The organism is Bradyrhizobium sp., assembly GCF_016462955.1.
In the GTDB taxonomy this organism is placed as follows: Bacteria; Pseudomonadota; Alphaproteobacteria; order Rhizobiales; family Xanthobacteraceae; genus Bradyrhizobium.
This window is the reverse complement of the sequence record NZ_JAEMSD010000635.1, coordinates 1-3,369: the sequence shown is the minus strand read 5'-3', so window position 1 is coordinate 3,369 and position 3,369 is coordinate 1. Positions and strand designations below refer to the sequence as shown.

3 protein-coding genes are annotated in these 3,369 nt (G+C 65.1%); 2 read left to right on the top strand and 1 reads right to left on the bottom strand.

Annotated features, from left to right (window positions below; genetic code table 11):
- Nucleotides 1-1,423: methyl-accepting chemotaxis protein (locus JHD07_RS35935; RefSeq protein ID WP_291630808.1), on the top strand; the 1,423-nt coding region annotated here is incomplete at its 5' end.
- Nucleotides 1,424-1,566: 143 nt separating this feature from the next.
- Here JHD07_RS35935 and JHD07_RS35930 read toward each other — a convergent pair.
- A complete protein-coding gene (locus tag JHD07_RS35930) occupies nucleotides 1,567-2,226 on the bottom strand; it encodes a peroxiredoxin (RefSeq protein WP_291630806.1) in 660 nt (219 codons plus the stop codon).
- A gap of 393 nt (nucleotides 2,227-2,619) precedes the next feature.
- Here JHD07_RS35930 and JHD07_RS35925 point away from each other — a divergent pair, with 393 nt between their 5' ends.
- Nucleotides 2,620-3,192 carry a hypothetical protein gene (locus JHD07_RS35925; RefSeq protein WP_291630804.1) on the top strand — a complete coding sequence of 191 codons (573 nt, stop codon included), beginning with the start codon at nucleotides 2,620-2,622 and terminating at the stop codon, nucleotides 3,190-3,192.
- Nucleotides 3,193-3,369: the final 177 nt, after the last annotated feature.

Sequence of the window (3,369 nt, the reverse complement as noted above, 5' to 3'; positions counted from 1 at the left end):
GTCCTATGTCGGCGGCAACGCGACGCTGTTCGTGTTCGACGAGGTGAGCGGGCAGTTCGTGCGACGCTCGACCAATGTGAAAAAGGAAAACGGCGATCGCGCGGTCGGCACCCAGCTCGCCGCGGACCATCCGGGCCAGGCGCCGCTGCGCCGTGGCGAGGCTTACAAGGGCCCGGCCACGCTGTTCGGCAAGACGTTCATGACCGCCTATTTCCCGATCGCGGACGCGAGCGGCAAGGTCGCCGGCATCCTCTATGTCGGCATCCCCATGGCGCAGTTCGAGACCATGCTGTCCCAGGCGATGGAGGGCATGGCTGCCGCCGCCGGGCTCGCCGCGCTGCTGGTCCTGGTCCTGACCCTGCTGGTCGTCCGCCGCATCACCCGGCCGTTGACCTCGGTGACGCGCTCGCTCACCGCGCTTGCCAACGGCCAGAGCGACGTCGCGATCGAGTGCGAGGACCGGGCCGACGAGATCGGCGAGATCGCCCGCACGGTGGCTGTATTCAGGAGCAATTCGCAGGAGCGGGCGCGCCTGCGCAGCGAGCAGGCGGCGGCAAGTGCTGCTGCCGCCGAGCAGCGCAAGGCCGAGCTGCGCAACTTCGTCGAGGAGTTCCGCGGCAGCGTCGGCGGCATTCTCGACAAGGTGCTGGCATCGTCCGGCGAATTCGAGCGCACCGCGCACCAACTCACCGAGGCCGCGCGCGCCACGGCGGAGCTGTCGGCGCAGTCGGCGGGCGCTTCCGAAAACGCCTCCGAGCACGTGCGTTCGGCGGCATCGGCTTCCGACGAGCTGTCGCAATCGATTTCCGAGATCACCCGCCGGGTGCAGGAGTCGAACCAGATCTCCGCCGAGGCGGTCCGGCAGGCCGAGGCGACCGACCAGCGCATTGCGCAGCTCTCGGAAGCCGGCTCGCGCATCGGCGACGTCGTCAAGCTGATCACCTCCATCGCCGAGCAGACCAACCTGCTGGCGCTGAACGCGACGATCGAAGCGGCGCGCGCGGGCGATGCCGGCCGCGGCTTCGCGGTGGTGGCCCAGGAGGTCAAGACGCTCGCCGGCCAGACCGCCAAGGCCACCGACGAGATCTCGAACCAGATCGAGAGCATGCAGCTCGCGACCGAGGAATCAGTCGCCGCAATCAAGGGGATCAGCCAGACCATCGAGCGCATCAGCGGCATCGCCGGTTCGATCTCGGCGGCGGTCGAGCAGCAGAAGGGCGCGACCCACAACATCGTGGCCAGCGTGCGCGCCGCGGTCTCGGGCACGGCCGATGTCGCGGTCAATGTCCGTCAAGCCGCGAAGGGCGCCAGCGAGACCGGCGAGACGTCGAGCCGGATGTTTGCTTCCGCAAAGGCCCTGTCGGGCGAGAGCCTGCATCTGGCCGAGGTCGACGGCTTCCTCGACCGCGTGCGGGCGGCGTAATCGCTACTTGGTCATTCCGGGGCGGTCCATAGGACCGAACTCTGGTGTGCAATTGCGCACCAGAGAATCTCGAGATCCCGGGTTCGATGCTGACGCATCGCCCCGGGATGACTTATGGCGGTCGCTCGCGCGACCGCCATAAGTCATTTCGGCTGCGGCACGATTCGGATGTAGGGCTTCGGCTCCTTCCAGCCTTGCGGGTAGATCGTCTTGGCCTCGTCGTTGGAGACCGAGCCCGCGATGATGACGTCGTCGCCCTGCGACCAGTCGGCCGGGGTGGCGACGCGGTGCTTGGCGGTGAGCTGGAGCGAGTCGATGACGCGCAGGATTTCCTGGAAGTTCCGGCCCGTGGTCATCGGATAGACCAGCACCAGCTTGATCTTCTTGTCCGGCCCGATGATGAAGACGTTGCGGACGGTCTGGTTGTCGGCGGCGGTGCGGGTGAGGGGATCGCCCGAGATCGCGGCCGGCAGCATGCCGTAGAGCTTCGAGACGTTGTAATCGGTGTCGCCGATCATCGGGTAGTTCGGAGCCGCGCCCTGCGTCTCCATGATGTCTTCCGACCATTTGGCATGACGATCGACCGGATCGACCGAGAGGCCCATCAGCTTGACGCCGCGCTTGTCGAATTCCGGCTTGAGCCTGGCGAGCGCACCGAGCTCGGTCGTGCAAACCGGCGTGAAGTCCTTGGGGTGCGAGAACAGGAGCGCCCAGCTGTCGCCGATCCAGTCGTGAAACTTGATCTTGCCTTCGGTGGTCTCGGCTTCGAAGTCGGGCGCGGTGGCGCCGATCGGAAGTGTCATGATGTTACCTCATCGCATTGAATTTACTGGGGAATTCGTCTCTGGCCGTCGCTTTCAGTATAGGGGCGTTACAGGCCTAAGTGAACGACAACTGAACCGGCTCACGTAAAATGTGAATTCCTTCCCTGAAGGGCCGGTTTCCTAGCAACTTATTGTTACGGCTGCACCTGCGGCGAAACATCTCCACCCGGGCTCGCACGGTATCGCTCGCCCCGATAATGCCTTTTATGACTTCCATCACGCTCGCCCGGCGCATCCCAGAACCATCGTGGTCTTCACAGCGACCAATTGGCAACCATCTGGAGAAGTCGCGATCGCCGTATCGAATCGTTAACCACCCCTTTACGCCGGCATGAAATTGCTGGTCCGTCAGAAGAAATCTGGAAGTGAACTATGTCCGCCGCTGCGCCTAAATCTGCCGAGTCCTCCTCCCTCGAACCGTCCTGCCGCGATACCGCGGCCCATGCACTCTCCGTCGTGCGCGACGGGGTGATCACCGGAGAGGGGCCGACCACCAAGGGAAGGGTGCATTTCTCCCGTTCGCTCGATGCCGATGACACCGCCTGGTGCACGCGCATCCTCACGGCCACCGCCGTCAACGACCAGCCGGTCAGCCGCGCCGAGGCCGAAGTGCTGTTCGAGATCAACGAGGCCGCGACCGAGCGCACCGACGGCGGCCGCTTCGACGATTTGCTCGCCAAGGCCGTGGCCCATTATGCCGCGAGCGCCTCGGGCCTGAAGGTGCCGCCACGCAGCGTTGCGCTGGCGGCCGACACCGAGATCGAGAGCTGGGCGCCGTCCTATGCCTCCAAGGTCAACAGCGAGATGCTGGAATGGATCGCCGGCCAGATGCGCGGCAAGCGTCACAATAATCGCCGCCTCATGGCGATGGTCGCGACCTTCCTCGGCGCCACCGCACTGCCTCTGGCGGGCCAATTGCCGAACGTGTTCGACATCGGGATGTGATACCGGGCATGTGAGATCTTGGGCGTCGGCGGATGACGCGAGCGTGTCGTTGCAGACGTGCATATTCATCCTCGCGGCCGATCTCGCCCGAGCTTTGCTTTGATCTCTCGCCCTCTGAGATGAAGAGGGCGCAGGGAAGACCGGGAGCCCGCAGGCACCCGAGGTCCACTGTGCGAA

What these genes read in the sequence shown, in the direction of transcription:
- JHD07_RS35925 (WP_291630804.1), top strand. Translation starts at nt 2,620, where the DNA reads ATGTCCGCCGCTGCGCCTAAATCTGCCGAGTCCTCCTCCCTCGAACCG.
- JHD07_RS35930 (WP_291630806.1), bottom strand. Translation starts at nt 2,226, where the DNA reads ATGACACTTCCGATCGGCGCCACCGCGCCCGACTTCGAAGCCGAGACC.